The sequence below is a fragment of the Acinetobacter sp. S-1 genome (assembly GCF_059579785.1).
In genome coordinates, this window is sequence record NZ_CM184207.1 from 3,296,885 (window position 1) to 3,321,614 (window position 24,730).

Annotated in this window: 25 protein-coding genes and 1 pseudogene; 19 read left to right on the forward strand and 7 right to left on the reverse strand. The window is 39.5% G+C overall.

The features are described 5' to 3' along the window. Positions 1-46 precede the first annotated feature (46 nt). From AC52J8_RS15805 to rdgB, 6 genes are all read left to right on the forward strand, one after another. Positions 47-730 (forward strand): Fe2+-dependent dioxygenase, encoded by a 684-nt coding sequence (locus AC52J8_RS15805; RefSeq protein WP_017398803.1) that lies wholly within the window; start codon positions 47-49, stop codon positions 728-730. 458 nt (positions 731-1,188) lie between these two features. Further along, entirely contained in the window at positions 1,189-2,886 is a 1,698-nt protein-coding gene (gene leuA, locus AC52J8_RS15810; protein WP_032005170.1) for a 2-isopropylmalate synthase, read from the forward strand. An 83-nt stretch (positions 2,887-2,969) separates the two neighbouring features. Beyond that, on the forward strand, positions 2,970-4,130 hold the full coding sequence (gene metX, locus AC52J8_RS15815) for a homoserine O-succinyltransferase MetX (RefSeq protein WP_002114709.1): 1,161 nt from the start codon (positions 2,970-2,972) through the stop codon (positions 4,128-4,130). Next, positions 4,130-4,723: a methionine biosynthesis protein MetW gene (metW, locus tag AC52J8_RS15820; RefSeq protein ID WP_001217230.1), complete on the forward strand. Its 594-nt coding sequence runs from the start codon at positions 4,130-4,132 to the stop codon at positions 4,721-4,723. Before metX ends, metW begins: the two co-directional genes overlap by 1 nt. Continuing rightward, positions 4,720-5,307, forward strand: a complete 588-nt coding sequence (locus AC52J8_RS15825; RefSeq protein WP_005804213.1) for a tetratricopeptide repeat protein — start codon at positions 4,720-4,722, stop codon at positions 5,305-5,307. The genes metW and AC52J8_RS15825 overlap by 4 nt, the downstream gene beginning before the upstream one ends. Positions 5,308-5,482: 175 nt before the next feature. Then, positions 5,483-6,109 carry an RdgB/HAM1 family non-canonical purine NTP pyrophosphatase gene (rdgB, locus tag AC52J8_RS15830; protein WP_032005168.1) on the forward strand — a complete coding sequence of 209 codons (627 nt, stop codon included), beginning with the start codon at positions 5,483-5,485 and terminating at the stop codon, positions 6,107-6,109. A 192-nt stretch (positions 6,110-6,301) separates the two neighbouring features. On the opposite strand, the gene AC52J8_RS15835 is transcribed toward rdgB, so the two are convergent. Beyond that, entirely contained in the window at positions 6,302-7,177 is an 876-nt protein-coding gene (locus tag AC52J8_RS15835; RefSeq protein WP_086400282.1) for an AEC family transporter, read from the reverse strand. Between the two features lie 252 nt (positions 7,178-7,429). Between AC52J8_RS15835 and AC52J8_RS15840 the strand changes: the two genes are divergently transcribed. From AC52J8_RS15840 to AC52J8_RS15860, 5 genes are all read left to right on the forward strand, one after another. Next, positions 7,430-7,648, forward strand: coding sequence for a Sec-independent protein translocase subunit TatA (locus AC52J8_RS15840; RefSeq protein WP_002114991.1), 219 nt, complete (start codon positions 7,430-7,432; stop codon positions 7,646-7,648). A 12-nt stretch (positions 7,649-7,660) separates the two neighbouring features. Next, on the forward strand, positions 7,661-8,098 hold the full coding sequence (gene tatB / locus AC52J8_RS15845; RefSeq protein WP_002114889.1) for a Sec-independent protein translocase protein TatB: 438 nt from the start codon (positions 7,661-7,663) through the stop codon (positions 8,096-8,098). After that, entirely contained in the window at positions 8,095-8,865 is a 771-nt protein-coding gene (gene tatC, locus AC52J8_RS15850; protein ID WP_032005632.1) for a twin-arginine translocase subunit TatC, read from the forward strand. Before tatB ends, tatC begins: the two co-directional genes overlap by 4 nt. A 175-nt stretch (positions 8,866-9,040) precedes the next feature. Beyond that, positions 9,041-10,993 carry a PhoX family protein gene (locus AC52J8_RS15855; protein WP_086400283.1) on the forward strand — a complete coding sequence of 651 codons (1,953 nt, stop codon included), beginning with the start codon at positions 9,041-9,043 and terminating at the stop codon, positions 10,991-10,993. A 203-nt stretch (positions 10,994-11,196) separates the two neighbouring features. After that, the gene (locus AC52J8_RS15860) at positions 11,197-13,389 is read left to right on the forward strand and encodes a PhoX family protein (RefSeq protein ID WP_086400284.1); all 2,193 of its coding nucleotides are present in this window, start codon (positions 11,197-11,199) and stop codon (positions 13,387-13,389) included. 47 nt (positions 13,390-13,436) lie between these two features. On the opposite strand, the gene AC52J8_RS15865 is transcribed toward AC52J8_RS15860, so the two are convergent. Continuing rightward, positions 13,437-14,216 (reverse strand): NRDE family protein, encoded by a 780-nt coding sequence (locus AC52J8_RS15865; protein ID WP_002114777.1) that lies wholly within the window; start codon positions 14,214-14,216, stop codon positions 13,437-13,439. Positions 14,217-14,309: 93 nt separating this feature from the next. Here AC52J8_RS15865 and lgt point away from each other — a divergent pair, with 93 nt between their 5' ends. The 7 genes and pseudogenes from lgt (at position 14,310) to msrA (ending at position 19,200) form a co-directional block, all read left to right on the forward strand. Continuing rightward, a complete protein-coding gene (gene lgt / locus AC52J8_RS15870; RefSeq protein WP_002114980.1) occupies positions 14,310-15,128 on the forward strand; it encodes a prolipoprotein diacylglyceryl transferase in 819 nt (272 codons plus the stop codon). Between the two features lie 80 nt (positions 15,129-15,208). Further along, complete coding sequence (locus AC52J8_RS15875; RefSeq protein WP_033849483.1) at positions 15,209-15,568, forward strand: hypothetical protein; 360 nt, start codon at positions 15,209-15,211, stop codon at positions 15,566-15,568. 9 nt (positions 15,569-15,577) lie between these two features. Continuing rightward, positions 15,578-15,965, forward strand: a pseudogene (locus AC52J8_RS15880) (hypothetical protein); the annotation flags it as partial. A gap of 143 nt (positions 15,966-16,108) precedes the next feature. Then, positions 16,109-16,951, forward strand: coding sequence for a thymidylate synthase (thyA, locus tag AC52J8_RS15885; protein ID WP_017482022.1), 843 nt, complete (start codon positions 16,109-16,111; stop codon positions 16,949-16,951). Positions 16,952-16,995: 44 nt separating this feature from the next. After that, the gene (locus tag AC52J8_RS15890) at positions 16,996-17,505 is read left to right on the forward strand and encodes a dihydrofolate reductase (RefSeq protein WP_032035374.1); all 510 of its coding nucleotides are present in this window, start codon (positions 16,996-16,998) and stop codon (positions 17,503-17,505) included. A gap of 14 nt (positions 17,506-17,519) precedes the next feature. Then, positions 17,520-18,575, forward strand: coding sequence for an Lnb N-terminal periplasmic domain-containing protein (locus AC52J8_RS15895; RefSeq protein ID WP_086400285.1), 1,056 nt, complete (start codon positions 17,520-17,522; stop codon positions 18,573-18,575). Between the two features lie 100 nt (positions 18,576-18,675). Further along, positions 18,676-19,200 (forward strand): peptide-methionine (S)-S-oxide reductase MsrA, encoded by a 525-nt coding sequence (msrA, locus tag AC52J8_RS15900; RefSeq protein ID WP_086400286.1) that lies wholly within the window; start codon positions 18,676-18,678, stop codon positions 19,198-19,200. 57 nt (positions 19,201-19,257) lie between these two features. Here msrA and AC52J8_RS15905 read toward each other — a convergent pair whose 3' ends face one another. From AC52J8_RS15905 to AC52J8_RS15925, 5 genes are all read right to left on the reverse strand, one after another. Next, positions 19,258-19,662 (reverse strand): ExbD/TolR family protein, encoded by a 405-nt coding sequence (locus AC52J8_RS15905; RefSeq protein WP_000885432.1) that lies wholly within the window; start codon positions 19,660-19,662, stop codon positions 19,258-19,260. Beyond that, entirely contained in the window at positions 19,662-20,282 is a 621-nt protein-coding gene (locus tag AC52J8_RS15910; RefSeq protein ID WP_001011664.1) for a MotA/TolQ/ExbB proton channel family protein, read from the reverse strand. The genes AC52J8_RS15905 and AC52J8_RS15910 overlap by 1 nt, the downstream gene beginning before the upstream one ends. Before the next feature lie 43 nt (positions 20,283-20,325). Then, positions 20,326-21,081, reverse strand: a complete 756-nt coding sequence (locus AC52J8_RS15915) for an energy transducer TonB (protein ID WP_016144264.1) — start codon at positions 21,079-21,081, stop codon at positions 20,326-20,328. A gap of 380 nt (positions 21,082-21,461) precedes the next feature. Beyond that, complete coding sequence (purU, locus tag AC52J8_RS15920) at positions 21,462-22,325, reverse strand: formyltetrahydrofolate deformylase (protein WP_005066088.1); 864 nt, start codon at positions 22,323-22,325, stop codon at positions 21,462-21,464. A gap of 74 nt (positions 22,326-22,399) precedes the next feature. Continuing rightward, positions 22,400-23,092: a TetR/AcrR family transcriptional regulator gene (locus AC52J8_RS15925; protein ID WP_002114968.1), complete on the reverse strand. Its 693-nt coding sequence runs from the start codon at positions 23,090-23,092 to the stop codon at positions 22,400-22,402. A 112-nt stretch (positions 23,093-23,204) separates the two neighbouring features. Here AC52J8_RS15925 and AC52J8_RS15930 point away from each other — a divergent pair, with 112 nt between their 5' ends. Then, entirely contained in the window at positions 23,205-24,653 is a 1,449-nt protein-coding gene (locus tag AC52J8_RS15930; RefSeq protein ID WP_032035377.1) for a coniferyl aldehyde dehydrogenase, read from the forward strand. The last annotated feature ends 77 nt before the right edge of the window (positions 24,654-24,730 follow it).

The window sequence follows — 24,730 nt, forward strand, 5'->3', positions numbered from 1 at the left end:
GAGGCTATTTTTACAAATGAAGTATTTATATTAAAAGGTGTTTGCTGTGATTCATCATATCCCGAATGTTTTAAGCAAAGAGCAAGTTGCCGAGTTTCGTAAGCTCATGAAAGACGCCAATTGGGTAGGTGGGAAAGTGACTGCCGGTACCTTGTCTGCTTCTGTGAAAAGAAATCAGCAACTCTCAGAACAGGACCCGCTTACTCATCATTTAAGTGATCTTGTCATCAAAGCAATTTGGCAAAATCCAGTGTTTCAGGCTGCTGCCCTACCCCACAAAATTATTCCACCGCTTTTTAATCGTTATGATGAACATGAAAGCTTCGGTTTCCATGTAGACAACTCAATTCGCCTTATCCGTGGAACTTCAGAACAGTTACGCACTGATTTATCTTGTACATTATTTTTAAGTGAACCCGATGAATATGAAGGTGGTGACCTAGTGATTGAAGACACCTATGGTTATCACGAAGTTAAATTACCAGCAGGTGATGTCGTGCTTTACCCGTCTACTAGCCTGCACGAAGTCAGTAGCATTACCTCAGGTACTCGTTTTGCTTCTTTTTTCTGGGTACAAAGTTTGGTCCGTGACGATAGTAAACGCCACCTTTTATTTAATCTTGATGAGAGCATTCGAGAACTACGTAAATCACACGGAGATAACTACCCAGAAGTCATGAAGCTGACCAACATTTATCATAATTTAATCCGTATGTGGTCAGAACTGTAACCATATTTATTTTTGCCTTTTTAAGACCAGATAATCTTTTTTACCTTAATAAGGCAAAAATATGAAAATTATTTCCCACAAAAAACAAAACAGCGCAAAATTAGAAAATTATTTTCTAAACAACTTAACTAAAATTATGATAAGAATTTTGCACAAGGTGTAATCATTGTTTAGATGTGATATATCTAAATAACAAGATTACCTGCAAACCACCAAACTTATTATTTCACGGTCTAGAGATGAAAACGAATTACTTGTTTGCCCCGCCTACTCAAGCAAGACATCATCTGCAACTCCTGATGCTGCGCCAAGCGCGCGTATAAAAATTTTGTCTGCTTTTTAAAGCAGCACTTTAAAATTCCCTTTAATTTTTCTGAATTAGATACCATATATTAAGTAGAGACGTTGCCTTTTAAATATATCCAGAGCAACCGCGCTACGAGACAAGGAGTTTTCTCATGATGTTGGCTGACCCTAGCAAAAAATACCGCCGTATGTACCAGCGTGTGGATTTACCAGATCGCCAATGGCCAAATAACGAAATTACAAAAGCGCCAATCTGGATGAGTACGGATTTACGTGACGGTAACCAAGCAATTTTTGAACCAATGAACATGGAACAAAAATTCAAAATGTTCAAAATGCTTGTGAAAATTGGTTTTAAGCATATTGAAATCGGTTTCCCTTCTGCATCTCAAATTGACTTCGATTTTACTCGCATGTTGATCGAAGAAAATCATATTCCTGATGACGTATACATTGAAGTTTTGGTTCAAGCACGTGACCATTTAATTGAACGTACTTTTGAATCTTTGGCAGGTGCTAAACGCGCAATTGTGCATATTTATAACTCGAACTCTCCAACCTTCCGTCAAAAGGTGTTGAATGTAGATGTTAATGGCGCAAAACAATTAGCAATTAATGCTGCTCAAAAAGTTAAAGAATATGCGGCTCAATATCCTCAAACTGACTGGATTTTCCAATACAGTCCAGAATGTTTCTCTGCAACTGAATTAGAAGTCGCTAAAGATGTCTGTGATGCCGTCACAGAAATCTGGGATGCACGTCCAGATCATAAAGTTATTTTAAACTTGCCAGCGACTGTCGAGGTTTCTACACCAAATGTTTATGCAGACCAAATTGAATGGATGCATCGTAATTTGGCACGTCGTGATGGCGTAATCATTTCTGTTCACTGCCACAATGACCGCGGCTGTGGTATTGCTGCATCAGAACTTGCCATTATGGCGGGTGCTGACCGTGTTGAAGGCTGTGTGTTCGGTAATGGTGAACGTACAGGTAACGTTGACGTTGCAGCAATTGCATTGAACATGTATACCCAAGGTGTAGCACCAGAGTTAGATTTTTCTAATATTAATGAAGTGATTGCAACGGTTGAAGAATGTACTGGTTTACCTGTACACCCTCGTCATCCATATGCAGGTGACTTGGTATTTACTGCATTCTCTGGTTCACATCAGGATGCGATCAAAAAAGGCTTCGAGTACCAGAAAAACGAAGAAATCTGGGATATGCCTTACTTACCAATCGACCCGAAAGATTTGGGCCGTGACTACGATGCTGTAATTCGTGTAAATAGTCAGTCTGGTAAAGGTGGTATCGCTTATTTATTAGAATCAAACTACAACGTTGTATTACCACGTCGTTTGCAAATCGAATTCAGTCAGGTTGTTCAACAATATGCTGATGAGAACGGTACAGAAATTAACGCTAAAGAAATCTGGACGTTATTTAAAGATGCGTATGTTGATGTGAAGAATCATCATTACACAGTCAAACACTACAAGTTATCTGACATTAATGGTACTCAGATTATCGAACTTGATATTGATGTCGAAGGTGAAACACAACAACTTCGTGGTGAAGGTAACGGGCCAATCTCTGCGTTCTTAAATGCACTTCAATTACCAATTGACGTATTGAACTATGAAGAACGTAGTATTAGTTCAGGTGCAAATGCGAAAGCATTAACCTTAATTGAACTTCAAGTAAAAGGTACAGGTAAAGGTTCATTTGGTGCCGGTGTTCATGACAATACAGTCACCTCATCTATTGAAGCAATTATTGCGTGTACCAACCGTTTGATTGATCAAGGTGTTTTAAGTACAGATCAGGTTGTTGCCGCCGCTGTTTAATTAAAAAAAAGACTTTGGAAAGGATACCTAGCTTGGTATCCTTTCTTTTTATTCCTGAAAGATTTAAAAGGCGAAATGTTCCCGTGTCTTTTCCAGCTGATTCAGTGGGGTTAGTCACTCCGCAAAAGTTCCAATTTGAAGAACCATTACACCTTGAATGTGATCGTGTTTTGCCACGTTTTGAACTAATGGTCGAAACTTACGGCACTTTAAATGCTGATAAATCAAATGCAATTTTAATCTGTCATGCTCTTTCCGGACATCATCATGCAGCGGGTTATCACCACGAAGATGATAAAAAAGCTGGATGGTGGGATAGTTGTATTGGCCCGGGTAAGGCAATTGATACGAATAAGTTTTTTGTAGTTTCGCTCAATAATATTGGTGGCTGTAATGGTTCAACTGGCCCGACCTCACCAAACCCTGAAAATGACAATCGCCCATATGGACCTGATTTTCCATTAGTAACGGTACGTGACTGGGTTAAAACTCAGGCCATGCTTTCTGACCGTTTGGGTGTAGATGTCTGGTATGCAGTGGTCGGTGGATCATTAGGAGGCATGCAAGCACTACAATGGTCTGTAGACTACCCTGATCGCCTGCAAAAATGTGTGATTATTGCCAGCGCACCAAAACTTTCAGCACAAAATATTGCATTTAACGAAGTGGCACGTCAGTCAATTCTGTCTGATCCAGACTTCCATCATGGTCGTTACTTAGAAAATGATAGCTATCCGAAACGCGGACTAATTTTGGCTCGCATGGTCGGTCATATCACCTATCTTTCAGAAGAAGCCATGAAACAAAAATTTGGCCGTGATTTAAAATCTGGTAAATTTATGTACGGTTTTGATGTCGAATTTCAGGTCGAAAGCTATTTACGTTATCAAGGTGAACAGTTCAGCCGTAACTTTGATGCCAATACTTATCTCATCATGACTAAAGCTTTAGATTATTTTGACCCATCTCGTGAGTACGGTCATTCTTTAACTGAAGCGATGGGTAAAACTAAATGCCAGTTCTTGATTGTCTCGTTCACAACTGACTGGCGTTTTGCACCAAGCCGCTCACAAGAAATTGTAGATGCACTTATTACCAATCATAAGCCAGTAAGTTATCTCGACATTGATGCTGAACAAGGCCATGACTCGTTCTTATTCCCGATTCCACTGTATGTCAAAACCATGCGCGCTTTCTTAGGCGGTGAAGAACACTTAAAATCGACATCACTGGAGGCAAGCTAATGCGTATTGATCAACAACTAGCAGAAAAGTGGATTAAACCCGGCTCAAGCGTACTCGATTTAGGGTGTGGTGACGGTGAATTACTCGCTCATATGAGCCAAAAGCATCAAATTCGTGCTTATGGTTTAGAAATTGATCAAGAAAAGATTGCAATTGCCGTCAGTCGCGGGTTAAATATTATTCAACAAGATTTGAATCTCGGCTTAAGCCGCTTTGCAGACCAGTCCTTTGACTATGTGGTTATGGCACAAGCTTTGCAAGCCGTAGATGCACCCGATGTTTTATTAAGAGACATGGTGCGTGTGGGTAAACAGGCAATTATTACTTTTCCAAACTTTGCGCATTGGAAGACTCGCTCTTTTCTTGCATTAAAAGGAATGATGCCTGTATCGGATGCTCTACCATATATGTGGTATAACACCCCCAACATTCATTTATGTACATTTAAAGATTTCGAAGCACTATGTGCTGAAAATCAGATACAAATTATTAATCGACTCGCCGTCAATGGAAATCAGCAGGGAAGCCTGTTAAGCAAACATGTTCCGAATTTGTTTGGTGAAGTCGCTATTTATCGAGTGAGTGCACTATGAAAAAGACATTATTTAGCACACTATTTGCAGGACTGCTAAGTATGCAGGCTCATGCAGATTATATCGCCCAGCCACAATCGGTTGCGAGTCAGGCTGCACGTTTTTCAACAATGGGGATTAACGATCTTCAGAAAGCAGCAAAAGCTGGTCAAGCAGGCGCACAGTTTTATCTTGGTACACACTATCAATATGGTAAAGATGTAGCAAAAGATGACAAACAGGCTTTCGCATGGTTTAAAGCAGCAGCGGATCAAGGTTTATCGCCAGCACAATTAAACGTAGGCCGCATGTATGCCGACGGTATTGGTGTTAAAAAAGATGAGTCTATGGCTCGTAAATACTTTGAAAAAGCAGCAAGCAATGGTGATAACCGTGCAAGCTATAACCTTGCTATGATGGAAGAGCAAAAGAAAAACTACGTTGGTGCTTACCAGTGGTATGAGCTTTCAACTCGTGATGGCATGCTCGACAATAAAGTGATTAGCCTATCTGAAGGTAAGAAAACTGCTCTAGCAGCGAACTTAACTCAAGAACAAATCCGTACAGCACGTGACCGTGCGGACAAATGGATTCAAGCACAATAATAACGGTTCATCCGTAAAAAAACCTTACTCGACTAAAGCCACCTTGTATGCTCTACAAGGTGGCTTTAGTTTAGGTTGTCCCATTTTATATTCTATTTATTTCCCTCTATATCCCCTCTTAAAAAACACGTAACATAACTCACGTTCGATATTAGCTATAAAGTTTGGTTTTATTATGTCTACCCCACATTGGTTTGATCAGGGCAGTTTAGTTCTTGCCAGCAATAACAAAGGTAAAGTCGCAGAGTTTGAAAAACTTTTTGAACAGCTTAAGTTACCAGTAGAAATTATTCCTCAAGGTCGCCTTAATATTCCTGATGCAATTGAAGATGGCTTAAGCTTTATTGAAAATGCCATTATTAAAGCTCGTCATGCCTCTAAAATTTCAGGTAAACCTGCTATGGCTGACGACTCTGGTATTTGTGTTCCTGTCTTAGGCGGTGCACCTGGCATTTATTCAGCACGCTATGCTGGAGAACATGGTGACGATGCAGCGAACAATGCCAAATTATTAAATGACCTTTTACCATTTCGTAAAAATGGTGAAGTGATTGAAGGTATGTTTGTGTGCGTACTTGCTTTAGTCACTCACGCTGAAGATCCGTTACCACAAATTTTCCAAGGCATCTGGCACGGCGAAATTTTAGAAGCTGCACGTGGTGAAAATGGCTTTGGTTATGACCCGCTGTTCTGGTTGCCTGAGCTACAAGTTTCTAGCGCTGAACTTTCTAAAGAAGACAAGAATAAGATTAGTCATCGTGGGCAAGCGATGCAGTTATTTAAAGAGAGCTTACAGAAGTAAGCTGATCACATGGCCACAATATGCAGCGTTAGAATATATTAAACTTTGTATAGGCAGACCTTACTTTTCAAAGATGAAAAGTAAGCAAAAATCTTTTGTTAGACTGATGGTACGTTCATGTACCACAGTCTAACTGGCGGCATCCATGCCGCCTTCGCACAAGCAGATGTAGGGGAAAAATTTTTAAATTAATTATAGTGGGAAATGCAAAAATACCGCATAAATCGCAATAAAAATACAACTCACAATCGTCCCTGAGGCAATGTAAGCCGCCGATCTTCCCGTCCCTTGATAATGTGTTTCTAGCGCTACAATATTGGCTGCTGGCGGCAGACAGAACATTAAAAACATCACTCCAATTTGCTGACTGATATTTGGAATGGGTAAAAATCTATAAGTTAAGCCACAAAGAATAAACCCGCACACTACTTTAAATGCTTGAGCTTTTGTACTGTAAATTAAGTCTTTTAAATGCACTCGGGTACGGCGTAGCCACATTCCCAGCACACACATACCAGCAAAAGTCATGACAAACTTGACAACTTCATATACCCAATGTATAGCAGGATGCTCGATATGTTGAGCACCTAACGACCTAAGTAAAAGTGCACAAAATATTGAAATACACGGTGGAGAAGTTAAAACCTTTTTTAATATGTTGAGCTTACTTTGTGGTGCAGTGGTGACTGCCGTAACAGCCCACGCATTGCCAAAAAGAGAGACTCCAATATATAGCGCAACAATAGGAGCTGTAGCATCAGGTCCAAATAAGGCCATAGCAAACGGAAAGCCAAGCCACCCCATATTGGTATAACTCACGCATAGTGCTAATAATCTGTCTTTAAATAAAGCTAAATAGGCAAAGAAAATAAGAAATGCTGAACCGAAGCTAAACAGCATTAAACTCAAACTACCCGGCTGATAAAATACCATGTTGTAAATAATCACAATCGGAATTAGTAAGCGGGCAAGCCAAGCTGAAAGAATAGGTTTTATGGTTTCTGCAATAGAAGTCTGAGCAAGTAGAAGTCCTGTGATAAATGCCAATATAGGCAGTAGTAGCGCCACGCTCTCTCCTCTTGCTCATCAAAACCAGCTTGCTATGCTACACCTTTTCAAAATGAAATGTACTCTCCATTTCAAGTAATTTAAGTGACTCTTTTCAAACTATGTATAAATAAAAAAAGAAGATATTCAGTTTATAAAATGAACTTTTTAGGTTTTGACAGTCATTCATTGTCTTAAAAATGACATATAAATGTCACATTCCTGTCATGGCAACCTGTTGATATAAAGCAAACTGAAAAGAGGTATAAGATCATGGCCGGTTTATCTATTTGGCATGTCGTTATTTTTGCAATTGTCGTTATTTTATTATTCGGTACGTCTAAATTAAAAAATATTGGTAAAGACGTAGGCGGTGCAGTAAAAGACTTTAAAAAATCAGTTCGTGAAGAAGATGAGACTACTGCTCTTAATACTCCACGTACAATTGATGCCCAAGTCAAAACACCTGACAGCACATCAGTAAAAAGCTAAAGGTTTTCGACCATGCTTGATGTAGGAATGACAGAGCTACTCTGTTTTGCAATTATTGCAATTTTAGTTTTAGGCCCGGATAAACTTCCAGAAGCTGCACGCTTTGCTGGTCGTTGGTATGTTCGTCTAAAACGTTATATTACCAATTTGCAAAATGAGATTGATCAAGAGTTGCGTCTTTCTGAGTTTCGAAAAGAAATGCAAGAAGAACTCAACCGCATTGAAGCACTAGAACGTAAAGTACAACAACAGCTTGAAGAAATTCAAAAGCAGAATATTTCTGAAAATATAGATAAGGCTGAGGCAACCAAATCAGTGCCCCAACCTATTCGGATATGTCTTCCTATATCAGGCCATTATAAAGTCCCATACATTAGAAAATTTATGCCTTTAGCATCATCAACTGATATTTCAGAGACATCACCTGTTAAATTGAAGATTGCCGTATGAACCAACTGCCTTCAACCACTGTAAATAATCAGGAAAATTTAGACCAAATGCCAATCATGAGCCATTTGGTCGTTTTACGACGTCATTTATTTAGGATTGTCGGAGTAACCTTATTTTTATTTTTTTGCTTATTACCTTTTAGAAATAATACTTACCAATTACTATCCGAACCTTTGAGGCTGCAACTTCCAACCTCCTCGTCAATGATTGCAACCGATGTCACTGCAACATTCATGGCGCCTTTTAAACTCAATTTATTTGTCGCACTTGTGCTGGCAATGCCATTTATTCTGTATGAAATCTGGTCATTTGTTCGTCCAGCGCTGTATCAAAAAGAACGTCATTTAGCACTACCATTACTCATCGGTAGTATTGTCTTGTTTTATGCGGGTGTTGCTTTTGCATATTACATTACTCTTCCGGCAATTTTACATTTCTTTATTAGTGTATCGCCTGAAACTGTTGCACCGATGACGGATATTAATAGCTACCTAAGCTTCTGCTTAAAGTTATTTTTAGTATTTGGACTGACTTTTGAAATTCCAATCGCTACGCTTCTCCTTATTTTAATCGGTGTGGTAAATACAAAAAGCCTTGCTGAAAAGCGACGTTTTATTATTGTTGGATGTTTTTTTGTAGCGATGTTTATTACACCGCCAGATGCAATTTCAATGGTGATGTTAGCAATTCCAATGTGGTTGCTTTTTGAGCTCGGCCTGCTCTTTGGTAAAATTCTTGAGAAAAGAAAAGCCCATCCTGCTGAATAAAATGATTTTTAAGAAAAAGCCTGAGCCTACAAGTTCAGGCTTTTTTATGTAGAACACTTTTTAATCTACAAAGCAATAAACTGTCTTCAAAGTGACTTAAAAATGTAAGAAAAGTGTCATTTTCAGTCCATAGAATCAACTCAACAAATATACCCACAAAATTTACGGATTTCTTATGACAACTGCTTCTACTCAACCAACGCGTCGCGAAATTTTAAAATGGTTTTCGGGGATTCCTTTTCTACCATTAGGAGCGATGGCTACGGCAGCAACATTAGCAGGTTGTAATGATAGTGATGACAGCTCAGTAGTCACTCCAACACCACAACCAAGCAAATTTAAAAATGCAAAATTCACAGCAATGCCAGCGCCAACAACTGCAGCTGATCGTGCAACAACTGTAGTGAATTCTAAATTAAAAATTGATTGGGAAAATTCAACCAGTACTGAATACCAACTCGCTTATAAACCTTTCTTTAAAACTGGTGATAGCGTACCAAAACTTGGTGGTGGGACGATTATCGCGGGTGGTTATTTTGATGTTAACGGCAATCCAATTATGGATAAGTCAGTTGCTGGTAAAGAACGTCAATTCTTTTCAGACTGTCCAGATGGTTCATCTCTAATTCAATTAGAAGGTGCGAAAGTTGATGGTGTAGCAAATCCTGTGTTCCATGTTGTTCAATTTGAATACAACTCTAAAGACCAAGCAGGTGGTGATACTTACGGTCAATTACCTTCACCAATCGCAATTTTGACTTTAGATCAAGACCAAAAAACAGGTCACCTAGAACTTAAAAAATACTTCAACGTTGATACTGCACCAGTACACGGTTTATGGATTACTTGCGGTGCTAGCCTATCACCTTGGAACACTCACTTATCAAGTGAAGAATACGAGCCAGATGCATTCAATCAAGGTATTGGCGGTACAGATCCAAAATATCTTGGTAAATACTTCTTTGGTGATGAAACTAAAGCAAACCCATATAACTACGGTCATTTGCCAGAAGTAACAGTTAACCTTGATGGTACAGGTAGCATTAAAAAACACTATTGTTTAGGTCGTATTTCTCACGAACTTATCCATGTTATGCCAGACAACCGTACAGCACTTATGGGAGATGACTACACCAACGGTGGCTTCTTCATGTTCGTTGCAGATAAAGAAAAAGATTTATCGGCAGGGACACTATATGTTGCTAAATACATCAATACTCTAACTGAAACCTCAACTGCTAGCATTCAATGGATCAAACTTGGCCATGCGACTAGTAAAGAAATTGAGGATTTAGTTGCTGGTGGGATTAAGTCAACTGACATCATGGAAAGTTTAACAACCAATCCAAATGATGCCAGCTATACTGAAATCACTTTGGCAAAGAAACAGCTTTGGGTAAAACTTAAACCAGGTATGGAAAAAGCGGCCGCTTTCTTGGAAACACATCGTTATGCAGCACTAAAAGGTGCAAGTATGGCGTTCACCAAGATGGAAGGTACTAACGTAAATATTAAAGATAAAATTGCGTACTCTGCTTTAGCTAATATTCAAGATTCAATGGTCATTGGCGGTAAGGGTTATGTGGCTGGACATAATGTTGCGTTCTCTAAAAAAATTACTGCTGGTGGCGTGCTTGCACACAAATTAGGTAATAGCTTTACAGACAATGAAGGTAGCGCAATCAATAGTGAGTGGGTTCCACTTTACTCATATATGCTACTAATGGGTGAAGATCTTGCTACAGCAGATAAGTTAGGTAATACAGCGAACCCAGACAAAATTGCTAGCCCAGACAATCTGAAGTTCTCTGAAACTTTACGCACATTATTCATTGGTGAAGACTCAGGTAACCACGTGAACAACTTCTTGTGGGCATACAATGTAGATACCAAAGAGTTAACACGTTTACTTTCTACACCAGCAGGTGCAGAGTCAACAGGTTTACATGCTGTAGATTCAATCAACGGTTGGACTTACATCATGAGCAACTTCCAACATCCAGGCGATAGCAGCAGTGTACCTGAGGATGTTAAGGCATTAATTAACCAAAATTACAATAATGGTTATAGTGCTAACGTGGGCTATATTACAGCAGATCCAATAGCCCCTTCTGTCACAACTAAATAATTTTTAATATGCTCCAAACATTAAAGCTGGCTAAGGTCAGCTTTAATGTTTTTACATTCAGCTTTTACTTTTTATGAAAATTAAATGAAAAATTACAGAACTTTTCATTAACTTATCATCAAAACGTCAACGCCTCGTCACATTCACAAACTAAGCTCATGAAGAATTTTAGAACAATCTCTTTATTTACTTAGGAATTTCCCATGACAGAGCTGACGCCATATCATGAAGACCAAGAATTGGATAATAATACTTCTGACAATATCCACTTCCGCGACATCTTAGAACAACACATCAGTCGCCGTAGTTTAATTACTAAAGTAGCAAGTGGTGCTGTAGCGCTAACTTTAGCCTCTACCTTAACAGGCTGTAATGATAGCGATGATGATTCAGGTTCAAACAATGGCGGAACTACACCTGTAGATCCAAATAAAAAACCAGAAAAACTCACATTTACCCCAGTTGCTAAAAATTTACATGATATTGTGACAGTGCCTGAAGGTTATGAAGCCAATGTCATTTATGCTTTAGGTGATTCAATCAACCCTGATATTGACGAATGGGACGACAATAATATTCCATCAGGCCCAAGCTTTCAGTTCCGTTCAGGCGACTGTCATGATGGTATGCATTTCTTTGGTTTAAATAATTCAACAAACCGCTTTGACGAGAGTGTTTCAGCACAAGGTTTGTTGGTGATGAATCACGAATATATCAACCAGACCTTCCTTCATCCTAAAGGTCCAACAAAAGTTAATGGACACCGCCCTGAAGATGAAGTCATTCGTGAAACCAATGCACATGGCGTTTCTATTGTTCACATCAAAAAAGATGCAGCAACTCAACAAGTAACAATTGATAAAAACTCTATTTTTAATCGTCGCATTACAGCTTCTACAGTAATGGAATTTGCAGGAGCTGCGGCTGGTTCAAACCTACTAGCAACTCGCTTCTCACCTGCTGGACGTCAGACACGTGGCACTCATAATAACTGCGGTAACGGTTATACACCTTGGGGCACGTATTTAACTACCGAAGAAAACTTTATTGGTTACTTTGCCCGTAGTACAACTGATGACGCGTTACGTACTCCAGAAGAAATTATTGCACTGAAACGCTATGGCTTAAAAGCAGGATCTGGTTCACGCTACGGCTGGGAAACAGCAATTGGTCAAGTAGAATCACAAGACTTATATGATCGCTGGAATGCCGACGTAAAAGGCACTCAAGCAACACAGGACTACCGCAATGGACCAAATACATTCGGTTGGATGGTCGAGATTGATCCTTTTGATAACCGTCTGAACCCAGTTAAAAGAACATCACTAGGTCGTTTTGCACATGAAGACAGTGCTTGCCGTGCCGTAGCAGGTCAGCCATTAGCATTTTATATGGGTGATGACTCTCGCGGTGAATACATCTATAAATTTGTCTCTAGCGCAGTGTGGGATGCAAAAGATGTAAATCGTGGTTATGCAGCTGGCGACAAATATATGAACGCAGGTAAATTGTATGTTGCTAAATTTAATAACGATGGTTCAGGTCAATGGATTGAACTTGCCTATGGCAAAAATGGCTTAAATGAGAGCAACACCACTTATCCATTTAAATCTCAAGCAGACGTTGTGACATTTGCACGTTTGGCTGGCGACTCAGTCGGTGCTACAAAAATGGACCGCCCAGAATGGTGTACGGTTAACCCAGTGAACGGCGAAGTTTATGTTACCCTAACCAACAACTCAAATCGTGGTAAAGATTACGCAACCGATGCTGCCAATCCACGTAACTACACAGACCTCTACAACGGCACTAAAGAGCAAAAGGGTAACGTTAACGGTCATATTATCCGTTTTAAAGAAACTGATGACAAAACGACTGCTGAAACCTTCAAGTGGGATATTTATCTATTTGGTGCTGAAGCATCTATGGCTTCAAACATCAACTTATCTGGTTTAACAGACAACAATGATTTGTCATCTCCAGACGGTATGTGGTTTGACCCACGTGGCGTACTTTGGATTCAAACAGATGATGGCGCATACACTGATGTCACTAATTGTATGATGCTTGCTGCGCTACCAGGCCAGATTGGAGATGGTGCTCCTGCAACTACTTCAAATGGTCAGCAAACTTTAGTGGGTGCTAAAGTTACAGACTCAACTTTGCGCCGTTTCTTGGTGGGGCCTAAGCAATGTGAGATTACAGGTATTGCGATGACACCTGACTACAAAGCAATTTTCATTAATGTTCAGCACCCTGGTGAAGATTCTGCAAGTTACGCGACACCAGAAAGTAACTGGCCAGCAACCCAGAAAGATCCAAGTAACAAAACTGCGCGCCCACGCTCAGCAACTGTTGTGATTACCCGTAAAGATGGCGGTGTGATCGCGGGCTAATTCGTTTATAACTATAAATGCCGGTCGATTGATCGGCATTTTTATTATCATCGATTTAAGAGAACCTGCTGCTGAACAATTTGCCCACTATGCTCGCCTTGCTGAGTCTTTTCCAGCCAAAGCCATTCATTATTGGTCATTCTTAGAAAGTTTGAACAACGTGTGCCATACACGGGGCTTTGAATAAAAGTCGATGACAATAACTCTTCCATTTCTGGCTGAATGCCCGTATTGGGTAATAATGCAGTTGTGACCTTACGTTCATCTTCAAGAATATCCCATGCAGCGTGTTGCAAAGTTAACTCTTCCGTCTGGTGCTGAAGCATAGGCAAAAACTCTTGCGTAAAACGTGTTCTTAAATGTCTGGTTTTTTCCCAATGTTCAGACATTAAGCCATTCGAAACCACATAAACACCATTGGCTAATACTTGCGGTGCTTCACCACGATTACTCATATAAACTGCTTGATCAGCATTTCCCATAAACAGGTTAAAGCCAGCGAAGTTCTGTTGCTGCTGTTCTAATTGCTGAGCAAATCGAATCGGCAATAAATCTGACTCTAAAAAAGCCTGAACTAAATGCCCCCGAGAGGTTTCATATGATTTCTGATCTCGTCCATCCCTAAAATTGGTCAAGACAGCCCATCGGCCTTGAGGTGTAACGCCCATCCAAGTCCCACCCGACTGTAAATCTTGTCCAGCAATAATCGGTGTATGTTGCCACTGATGTAATAAAGCTGTTGGTCGATGGTAGAACTCATCCCGATTTGACATAAGACATAAGGGCATATCATCCAGAACATGCCATGCTAAAGCCACAATACACATCTTTTCTTATTCCCTATCTTTACACATTGAATGTACAACATTTTTCACATCATTCCGCTACAATCTGTCAAAACGTAAGATCAAGGAGCAGCAATGCTGACCTATCCTAATATCGATCCGGTCGCAATACATGTAGGACCTCTTCAAGTCCATTGGTATGGACTCATGTATTTATTGGCATTTTTATGTGCTTGGGGACTTGCTTCCTACCGTGCCAAACAGCGTGATGGCTGGACATCAGAAATGGTTTCCGATTTGGTGTTTTACGGTGCTTTAGGTGTCGTTCTGGGCGGTCGTGTCGGTTACGTCCTTTTCTATGAGTTTGATAAATTTCTTGAAAATCCGATTTGGCTATTCCAAGTCTGGACAGGCGGTATGAGTTTCCATGGCGGCTTCTTAGGCGTCATGATTGCGATGTTATTTTGGTGTAAAAAATATCAAAAAACATGGTTCCAAACACTCGACTTTATTGCCCCATGTGTACCGACTGGCTTAATGTTTGGGCGCTTTGGTAACTTCATTGGTGGAGAGTTATATGGTCGTGCAGTAACTGACCCAAATTATCCATTCGGTATGATCTTCCCGACCGATCCATTACAACTGGTACGCCATCCATCACAAATTTATCAAGCAATTTGTGAAGGCTTAATTCTATTTATTGTCTTGTGGTGGTTTAGTTCAAAACCACGTCCACGCATGGCGGTTTCTGCCCTATTTTTAATGGGCTACGGTGTTGCACGCTTCGTAATGGAATTCTTCCGTCAACCAGATGCCGACCAAGGCTTTATTCTGTTTGGCTGGATGACTAAAGGTCAGATCCTCACCGTTCCAATGTTGCTGATTGGCCTTTGGATGATGTGGTATGCCTACCAAAAGAAAATTTATGACTGGGGTCCACAAAAGAACAGTTAATATGATAAATCAGAGGAGTTTCGGCTCCTCTTTTCTTTTTTATGCTACAGTTTTTACTCTCCTAAAAATGAAGATATGCCATGCTGGAATTCTGGTTTGACACACAAGTCCCGACATTTAAAAAATTAGTGATTTTAATTATTACTTTGGCTATTTGTATTGGGCTATATCAATACCAGCCTTTGCCCTTAGATACGATTTTAATGTTTACTGGCACGGGTGTTATCTTTTTAATCTGCCGCTATTTTAAATTACATTTTGCTCAGAAAAATCCAACTGGCCTACTTTACCGCCTGCTGACTTGGATTCCTATCGCTCTTTTATTTGCACTTATTTTTGTTAAAACAATGCCGAACTTGCTGATCTGGGGTGTGCAAGGAATCGCTTTTATGGCGCTTGCTGCATTTATTTTTTCACCTCAATCACTTTTTAATAAATAGGCTCAATATATGCTGGCTTATTGGTACAACGCACCACGTCATATCAAACTTATATTCATTATTGTTGTTTGTGTTGCAGTTTATGCAGCCAATCAAGTTCAGCACTTATCCCCTATTTATACAATACTCAGCCTTATTTTCGGGTTTGGTTTACATATTGGGCATTACTTGAATACTAAACTTTCAAACAACACATCAGGCAAATCGGGCTTGAGGATTTTAATCAAAATCTATCCTATTTTGATCATTATTATTTTGATGTATTTGCTCCCTGTTCAGCATAAATGGATTCACCTCATACAAGCTTTAGGCTTTGTACTAGTTGGCTTTTTTCTTGTCTCGATTTATCAAAATCGAGCTAAAAGATTTAACTAAACACATTCAGCAAAAATATCTTAGAACTAATTTTAGATTTTCATCTTGAGCTACAACAGGTATCATCTTCAGTGGTTCATGATGAAGCAGCTCTATTGAGTAATTATTTATCTTCTGAGCTATCTCCCTTCTATTTTATGGAATTAATCCGAACTCGAGAGTGTTATGCGTGCATATTTAGACCTACTACAACATATCCTTGATAATGGCGGTGACAAAGGCGACCGTACAGGCACAGGAACCCGTTCTGTATTTGGTCATCAAATGCGTTTTGATCTCTCTAAAGGTTTTCCTTTACTCACCACAAAAAAAGTTCATTTCCGCTCAATTGTGATTGAGTTACTTTGGTTTTTAAAAGGTGACACCAACGTCCAATATCTAAAAGACAATAAAGTTTCAATTTGGGATGAATGGGCAACCGCAGAACAAACAGCTCGTTTTGGCCGTCCAGAACATGAACTTGGACCAGTCTATGGTCATCAATGGCGTAATTTCGGCGCAACCAAAAATGCAGACGGCTCTTATAACCAAGATGGTTTTGACCAGATTAAATGGTTAATTAATGAAATTAAAACCAATCCAAATTCACGCCGTTTAATTGTTTCTGGCTGGAACCCGAATGAAGCTGGTCAAGTTGCTTTACCACCTTGCCACACACTTTTCCAATTTTTCGTACAAGATAACAAATTGTCATGTCAGCTTTATCAACGTAGTGCCGATGTGTTTTTAGGCGTACCTTTTAATATCGCGAGTTATGCTCTACTCACCCATATGATTGCTCAAGTTTGCGGTTTAGGTGTAGGTGATTTTGTCTGGACTGGTGGTGATACGCATCTTTATGCCAACCATTTTGAACAAGCTAAACTTCAATTGACACGTGAGCCTTTACCACTATGCCAATTGAAACTAAATCCAGAAATAACCGATTTATTTGATTTCAAATTTGAAGATATTGAAATTGTAGGTTATGAATCACATCCTGCAATTAAAGCACCAGTTGCAGTATAACGACGGCTTAAATTTCATTAGATTACGGTTTAGAGAATAAGATTATGGCATGGCAAAATGTAGAAGTTGTCCACGTTGTGGCAATGGACAAAAATCATTGTATTGGTAAAGGCAATGCGTTGCCATGGCATATTTCTGCCGACTTAAAACACTTTAAAGAAATCACACAAGGTGGCGTGGTCGTGATGGGTCGTAAAACCCTTGAGTCTATGGGCCGTGCTCTACCAAACCGTGTGAACTGGGTAATTACCCGTGACATTAACTGGCAATTTGATGGCGTTAAAGTTGCGTATTCAATTGAAGATGCTTTAAATGCAGCTTTAGAAGATGTAAAGAATACCGAAAAACAAGCTTTGTTCATTATTGGTGGTGGTGAAATCTTTAAGCAAACATTGTCGATTGCAGACCGTCTTGAACTTACTCATGTTGACTTAGATGTGCAAGGTGATGCACATTATCCAACAATACCGAGTGAATTTCATAAAATTGCGAGTGAACAGCAAGTTGATGAAAAATCAGGAACTTCATTCGAGTTTGCGACTTATAAAAAATAATTTTATGGATGCCTATGCACAATATCGGAACACGTGAATTTATTATTGCTCTACTTTTTGGGCTGTTACATAGTCTATTCACGTTGTTTATTGTGTTCTCTAGTATTTGGGTATGCGTAGCGCTCTGGGTCCAACAACCTTTTGGCTGGTTAGGTAGTCGCATACTTATTGGGATCTGGATTGCTTTTGCACTCAGTATGGCTGGCTTATATGTTGAAGGTCATCTTATTAGCCGCCGTACTGATATCCTGATCTACCTTGTTGCTTTTGCTTGTTCACTAGTCTGGTATTTTTCGATTACCGCACGTCAAGATCGTGATTGGAACCCAGAAGTTGCCAATATGCTGAGTTACGAAAAGCACGGCGATGTAGTTACTTTGCACAATGTTCGTAACTTCAACTGGCATCCTGACGGAACCTATGATGTCCGCTGGGAAACTCGTACTTTTGATCTAAACCAGTTGAATGGTATAAATATCATTGCCTCTTACTGGATGGGGCCACAAATTGCCCATACACTGGTAAGTTTCGAATTTGTTCACCAACAACCTTTAGTCTTTTCAATTGAAATTCGCAAAGAAAAGAGTGAAGATTTTTCGGCAATTGGCGGATTTTTTAGGAAATATGAACTGAGCTTAATTGCTTCTGATGAAAAAGATATTGTTTACACACGCAGTAACATCCGCAAAGAGCAAGTTTATAATTTTCCTGTTAACATGCCTCGTAGTGAGCAAAAGGCTTTATTTTTAGAATATCTAAAGAAATCCGATGAACTTCGTGCAGAACCAAAGTGGTACAACACTTTAACCAGTAACTGTACAACCTTAATTTTTGATATGGTTCAAGCGATTAATCCCTATCAGCTTCCTAAAGATTATCGTCTAATCGCTTCAGGTTACTTACCTAATTATTTATATGATCTTAAAGCACTTAATCAAAATATCAGTTTAAAACAGTGGTATCAAATTGCGCATATCAATCCACGTACTGAAAATTTTGAACAACTTTCAGATCAGAGTAGTGAACACTTCTCTCAAATCGTTCGACAAGGTTTACCTAAAGCTAAATGAAATAAGTAATGCACTTTTCTTTACTTTTTTATACATGCTTTACTTTGTATTTTAAATACATAAACCCTATTGTAATAGGCAGGAAATAGAGGGAAAAACAATGCAACAAGCATTATTTGGCGGCGGCTGTTTTTGGTGCGTCGAAGCTGTATTTTTACAAATACGCGGTGTAGAAAAAGTAACGAGTGGTTATGCAGGTGGACACACGACCAACCCTACTTACGAGCAAGTATGTCAAGGAGATACCCAGCACGCTGAGGTGATCTTGGTTGATTTCGATGAAGAGCAAGTAACTTACTCCCAATTACTTGATGTGTTCTTCGCGACTCACGATCCAACGACTTTAAATCGCCAAGGTAATGATATTGGCACACAATACCGCTCTGTTATTTACTATTATAATGAAGAGCAAAAGCAGGCAGCGGAACAGACGATTCAGACTCTAAAAAATGACGATCTTGATATTGTGACAGAGCTGTCTCCTGTTCCGACATTCTATCCGGCAGAAGAATACCATCAGAATTACTATGCAAAGAACCCTTCACAAGGTTATTGCAACTTTGCGATTCCACCAAAGCTGCTCAAGCTATATAGTAAATTCCAGCATCTGATGAAAGATCAATAAATCAGAGCAATAAAAAAGCAACCAAACTGGTTGCTTTTTTATTGAGTAAACTAAATTTTAGTTTTCACTGACAAAGGCAATATCGCTCAGTCCGGCTTCACTGGCGCGAGACATTACCTGAGCAACAGTATCGTACTTCGACTCTTTATCAGCACGAAGTTGAACTGTTGGCTTAACATCACCTTGACCTGCTTCTTGAAAACGTTTTTGAAGCTCATCTAGGCTAATTACTTGAGTATCCCAAGCCACTTCACCATTTGCATTGATACTAATCGTAATAGCTTTTGGTGGTGGATCAATAATTTCAGCAGTTGTTTTAGGAAGCGTTAATGGAATCGATGGGTTGGCAACTGTTGCTGTGACCAAAAAGATGATCATTAACACCAACATAATGTCGATTAGCGGAATGAGATTCATCTCATTCATGCCACTATCGTGGTCTTCACCCAATTGAAAAGCCATTAAGCTTGACCTCCAACGTAACTTTGCTGTGCAGTTTTAACATCAGACTTTACAGTTGAGTCTTGCTGCAACATCGTGTCAATTAACAAACTGTGCGCTTGATCTTGTAAGTCGTGAGCAAGACCACGGTTTGCACGTACACAAATGTTATAAGCCAATACCGCTGGAATCGCAACTGCAAGACCAAGACCTGTCATAATAAGTGCTTCACCTACTGGTGTAGCCACTTGAGCCAAACCTGCTTGTCCGCTTTTACCTACGGCAACAAGCGCATGGAAAATACCCCAAACAGTACCAAACAAACCTACGAATGGTGCAATTGAAGCAATGGTTCCTAAAACAGAAATACCTTTATCAGCATTGGCCTTTTCAGCAGAAATCTGACGAAGTAATGCCTGCTCTGCAACCGCTTTACGCTGTTCAAAACTCAAAGGTTGTAACTTTGCTTTGAGCGAAGTGATAGCCTGAGAAAGTTGAGCATAAGCTTGTTGTTTTAGCTGGCGAGTCCCCATCAAACGTAAGATGAAAACTGTCCAAGTAGCAATCGACATTGCCAATAAGATGAAATACAGGGTTTTACTCACTGCATCTGCATGTTGCCAATAGATTGAAAAGTTCATATTGAACTCCTGATTAAGGTTAGCCGTTGGGACTCAAATTCATTTAAGGGGTTAAATCAAAGGGTTGCTCTGCTTTAATTGGATAAGCAACGCCATTTTCCATATAAGGTTTAAACTTTGCACCGCGAACAGCGCGAACCACTTTGTCATCTAGACTAGAAATACCACTACTTCTAGTCACTCGTACATTAATAATTTTGCCTTTCTCATCGGCTTCAATCAGTACCATGACAGAGCGCGCTTCGCCTTGTAAATCTTTTGAAGAAACTGTTAAGCGTGGTGAACGGCTCCACTGTACACCTGAACCACCAATTGAAACTCGTTTCGGTGATGGATCTGGAGCAGGTTGAGCTTTAGGCGCTTCTTGTACTACCGGCTTAGGTTTTTCAACAACTTTTTCAGTAACTGTTGTCGTCGTTGTCACCACTTTGGTTTCAACTTTAGGTTCTGTCTTTACTGTTTCTTTTGGTGTTTCAGCCTTTTTCACCTGTTGAATTTTTTCCACTTTTTTAGGTGGTGTCACAGGCTTTTCAACAACTTTAACTTCTTTTACCTCTTTCTTAGGTTCCGGCTTTTTAGGTGGTTCCTTCGGTTTAGGAGGCAGTGGTTTTGGTTGCTCTTGAATTTTTACGAAACGTACCTGTAAAGGCTTCTTCTCGATTGGCTTTAATTCAGCAGGCTTAATATGGCTGACCGCCCATAAGACCCCGATATGACCAATTGCAACCGCAATTAGTGCAGTGATGACTTTCTTTTTCATCGGATTGGGAGAGTTTAAGGCTGCGGAAGATTGACTCATAAGAATCTAATTACCTAATGGATGATGATTTCAGATTTCTATTTGTAGAAACGATTTCAAACATCGGATAGAACAATAAAGTGCCACAATAATAAATGAGAAGTGTTTTCATTTGCAACTATTTTTTGAGAAAAACATTTGCTCAATATCACTAATTTGTATCAGTTGAGTGTCTTTGCTTTTGTTTTCTCATAGTTACATGAACGCGTATCTCTTGTTCACAAAGTGTTTAATCTAACTTATATAGTTAGGCTAATTTCACTATGAAGAGATCGAATCTTACCATAAACTCATTCAATATTGTTATGTTATATCATTTCAATATTTTTTTTGATATAAAAAAACACGCATGAAGCGTGCTTTTTTAAAATAAGCGTTATTTAAAAAACAACCGTCTTGTTACCATCAACAATAATACGGTCTTCTAAATGCCATTTTACTGCGCGAGCCAATACATTACGCTCAACATCTTCACCTAGCTCACGAAGTTGCTCAACATTATAGTCGTGACTTACACGCTCAACATCTTGCTCAATAATTGGGCCTTGGTCTAGGTCAGCAGTCACATAGTGAGCTGTCGCACCAATCAACTTCACACCTTTTTCATAAGCTTGCTTATATGGATTAGCACCCACGAAAGCTGGCAAGAAAGAATGGTGGATATTGATGATTTTCATTTCCCATTTCGCAACAAAATCTTCGCTTAAAATCTGCATGTAGCGTGCAAGAACTAATAAGTCATTGCCCTGCATCATTTCATCAATTTGTGCATAAGCTTCAGCTTTATTGTCTTTAGTTACTTTAATTACAGTAAATGGAATACCGAAGTTCTCAACAGATTCACGTAAGTCTTCATGATTTGAAATCACATGCGTAATTTCACAAGGTAACGACCCACGTGCATGACGCCACAATAACTCAAGTAAAGCATGGTCGACTTTAGAAACTAAAATACCAACTTTTTTAATTTCGTTTACGAAAGCAAGACGCCATTGCATGCCATAACGCTCAGCAACGTTGGCAGCAAATGTTTGAATTAATGCATCTTTACGTGACTGTAAATGGTCAAGTTCAAACTCAACACGCATGAAATAACGTCCACCCTGAGCTTCCGTCGCATACTGATCAAGCGCGGTAATGTTTGCACCTTGGTGGTACAAAAAGCTCGATACAGCCTGTACGATCCCAGGCTTGTCTTCACAAGTAATCAGTAAACGGGCTGTATTGGCAGTGGTCATATTCATTTGGTTAATATCACTTAATTGAGTCAAATTTTTAATAAGCCGAGTATTCTAGCGCTCTAAATAGGCAAGTACAACTATTCATCTTTTAACGACGACAAGCTGGCGAATAGATCAGAGGGCCCCAGTGAATCAAGCAACTGCTCGTAAGTTGCTCGGCTTTCTCCCATAAGATAAGGCCCTTCTAGGAAAACCATTTGACGTAATGCCTGCCAAACCCATTTCTCTTCTAAATGGTTATTGTCACTAATGTGACCAGACATATATAAAAAGTTTGTCCAGTTTGTTAATACAATCCATAAGTTAATAATGAGCGCTTCAATTTCAGATGGCGTCATTTTCATAAGACCAGCATCGACAAAGGCTTGATAAATCTTTTGCCCTTGCTGCATGACCTGCCCCGCAAAACGCGGATAAATCTTTTTAAAGTCTTCGTTACTTTCAACTAAATGATAAACATCACGATGGATAAAACGGTAACTCCAGAGTTGACCACTTAATACTTGAAAATAGTTGATTTTGTCATTGGTCGTTAATGGTCTGTCTTCAGGTAAAGAAAGCATTTCCAAAGTCTCAACCTGATATTGGTACATTAATTCTTTAATAATTTCATGCTTATTCCGGAAATGGTAATACAAGTTTCCAGGACTAATACCTAACTCCGCTGCAATATGATTGGTTGTAACCGACCGTTCACCTCGCTCGTTAAAAAGCTGCAAACTGATTTGTAAAATCCGGTCTTTTGTCTTCAGAGCTTTAGGTAGAGACATTTTAATAACCTTTAATAATTCACATGGTTAAGACTTAAACACATAAACCGACTTGACTATTTAGAGTATTTACTCTAAAAAATAAGTATATCAGTATATTTGGTAAGTACCGATGAACAGTCAAACAAAAACAAATCCAGAGACTCAGCTTCCTTATGATGTTAAGCATTTACATGACTTGCTTGAACAACAAAAGCTCGCTTATTTACGTCATCCGGTACCCACTGCTAAAGAGCGTATTGATCGTTTAGCTCGTCTTAAAAGAGTCTTGGTAAAATATCAAGATCAGATTGCCGAAGCAATTAACCTTGATTATGGCAATCGTGCAGTTATGGAAACAAAAATTGGTGAACTACTCACGAGTTTGGAACAAATCAAATATTACAGTAAGCATCTGACTGCGTGGATGAAACCTTCAAAACGTCATATCAGTGTATTACATCAGCCCGCAAAAGGTTGGGTACAATATCAGCCTATGGGTGTGATTGGTATTATTACACCATGGAATTACCCATTATTGCTTTCAGTGGGGCCTTTGATCTGTGCGCTAGCTGCAGGCAACCATGCCATGATCAAAATTTCTAGTGCCTCTCCAAATTTTGGACGTGTCCTTGAAAGTGCATTAGCAGAAGCATTCCCACAAGAATTAGTTGCTGTGGTAAATGGTGGTGGCGTTATTTCAGATGCGTTTAGCCATTTGCCTTTTGACAAAATGATTTTCACAGGCTCAACTTCTGTTGGTAAAACAGTGATGGCAGCCGCAGCTCAAAACCTAGTTCCAGTAATTCTCGAGTTAGGCGGAAAATCTCCTGCCCTAGTACATGCATCAATGGACATGAAAGATGTTGCCCAGCGTATTGCTGTAGGTAAATTATGGAATGCAGGACAAACTTGTGTTGCGCCGGATCATATTTTCTTACCACGAGGCAAAACTGCCGAGTTCATTGAAAACTTTAAATTGATTGTGGCTGGAATGTACCCTCATTTCCGCAACAACCAAGATTACACTTCTATTATTAATGATAAACAGTACAACCGTATTCAGGGCTATCTCGAAAATGCCCGTGATCAAGGTGCACGTATTGTTGAAATTAACCCGCAAAATGAAATTTTAGATGATGTCCGTAAAATTGCACCGACTTTAGTTACAGGTGTAACGACTGCAATGGATATTATGCAGAATGAAATTTTTGGTCCGATCCTACCAATTTTAGAATATGACCAAATAGAAGAAGTCGTCGAATTCATTAATAGTCGCCCGCGTCCTTTAGCGATGTATTATTTTGATTATGATCAAGCGCGTGCTGACTATATTGCACAACATACCCATTCAGGGCATTTCGGAATTAACATGGTGATTACCCATGTTGCACAAGATGATTTACCGTTTGGCGGAATTGGCGCATCAGGTATGGGTAAATATCACGGACCAGAGGGCTTTTTTAGCCTTTCTCATGAGCGTTCGGTGATGTCAAATCCAAAACTTTATAGCCTTAAATACATTCTTCCACCGTTCAATAAGCCGATTCATCGTTTCATTTCGAAAACCTTGTTGCGCTAACTGATCAAGGCATGATCTGTTATACTAAATCATGCCTCGTTTTTACCAATTTCGCTTGTCTTTTAATCGTATTTTTG

What these genes read in the sequence shown, in the direction of transcription:
- leuA (WP_032005170.1), top strand. Translation starts at nt 1,189, where the DNA reads ATGATGTTGGCTGACCCTAGCAAAAAATACCGCCGTATGTACCAGCGT.
- metW (WP_001217230.1), top strand. Translation starts at nt 4,130, where the DNA reads ATGCGTATTGATCAACAACTAGCAGAAAAGTGGATTAAACCCGGCTCA.
- AC52J8_RS15825 (WP_005804213.1), top strand. Translation starts at nt 4,720, where the DNA reads ATGAAAAAGACATTATTTAGCACACTATTTGCAGGACTGCTAAGTATG.
- rdgB (WP_032005168.1), top strand. Translation starts at nt 5,483, where the DNA reads ATGTCTACCCCACATTGGTTTGATCAGGGCAGTTTAGTTCTTGCCAGC.
- AC52J8_RS15840 (WP_002114991.1), top strand. Translation starts at nt 7,430, where the DNA reads ATGGCCGGTTTATCTATTTGGCATGTCGTTATTTTTGCAATTGTCGTT.
- tatB (WP_002114889.1), top strand. Translation starts at nt 7,661, where the DNA reads ATGCTTGATGTAGGAATGACAGAGCTACTCTGTTTTGCAATTATTGCA.
- tatC (WP_032005632.1), top strand. Translation starts at nt 8,095, where the DNA reads ATGAACCAACTGCCTTCAACCACTGTAAATAATCAGGAAAATTTAGAC.
- AC52J8_RS15855 (WP_086400283.1), top strand. Translation starts at nt 9,041, where the DNA reads ATGACAACTGCTTCTACTCAACCAACGCGTCGCGAAATTTTAAAATGG.
- AC52J8_RS15860 (WP_086400284.1), top strand. Translation starts at nt 11,197, where the DNA reads ATGACAGAGCTGACGCCATATCATGAAGACCAAGAATTGGATAATAAT.
- AC52J8_RS15865 (WP_002114777.1), bottom strand. Translation starts at nt 14,216, where the DNA reads ATGTGTATTGTGGCTTTAGCATGGCATGTTCTGGATGATATGCCCTTA.
- lgt (WP_002114980.1), top strand. Translation starts at nt 14,310, where the DNA reads ATGCTGACCTATCCTAATATCGATCCGGTCGCAATACATGTAGGACCT.
- AC52J8_RS15875 (WP_033849483.1), top strand. Translation starts at nt 15,209, where the DNA reads ATGCTGGAATTCTGGTTTGACACACAAGTCCCGACATTTAAAAAATTA.
- thyA (WP_017482022.1), top strand. Translation starts at nt 16,109, where the DNA reads ATGCGTGCATATTTAGACCTACTACAACATATCCTTGATAATGGCGGT.
- AC52J8_RS15890 (WP_032035374.1), top strand. Translation starts at nt 16,996, where the DNA reads ATGGCATGGCAAAATGTAGAAGTTGTCCACGTTGTGGCAATGGACAAA.
- AC52J8_RS15895 (WP_086400285.1), top strand. Translation starts at nt 17,520, where the DNA reads ATGCACAATATCGGAACACGTGAATTTATTATTGCTCTACTTTTTGGG.
- msrA (WP_086400286.1), top strand. Translation starts at nt 18,676, where the DNA reads ATGCAACAAGCATTATTTGGCGGCGGCTGTTTTTGGTGCGTCGAAGCT.
- AC52J8_RS15905 (WP_000885432.1), bottom strand. Translation starts at nt 19,662, where the DNA reads ATGGCTTTTCAATTGGGTGAAGACCACGATAGTGGCATGAATGAGATG.
- AC52J8_RS15910 (WP_001011664.1), bottom strand. Translation starts at nt 20,282, where the DNA reads ATGAACTTTTCAATCTATTGGCAACATGCAGATGCAGTGAGTAAAACC.
- AC52J8_RS15915 (WP_016144264.1), bottom strand. Translation starts at nt 21,081, where the DNA reads ATGAGTCAATCTTCCGCAGCCTTAAACTCTCCCAATCCGATGAAAAAG.
- purU (WP_005066088.1), bottom strand. Translation starts at nt 22,325, where the DNA reads ATGAATATGACCACTGCCAATACAGCCCGTTTACTGATTACTTGTGAA.
- AC52J8_RS15925 (WP_002114968.1), bottom strand. Translation starts at nt 23,092, where the DNA reads ATGTCTCTACCTAAAGCTCTGAAGACAAAAGACCGGATTTTACAAATC.
- AC52J8_RS15930 (WP_032035377.1), top strand. Translation starts at nt 23,205, where the DNA reads ATGAACAGTCAAACAAAAACAAATCCAGAGACTCAGCTTCCTTATGAT.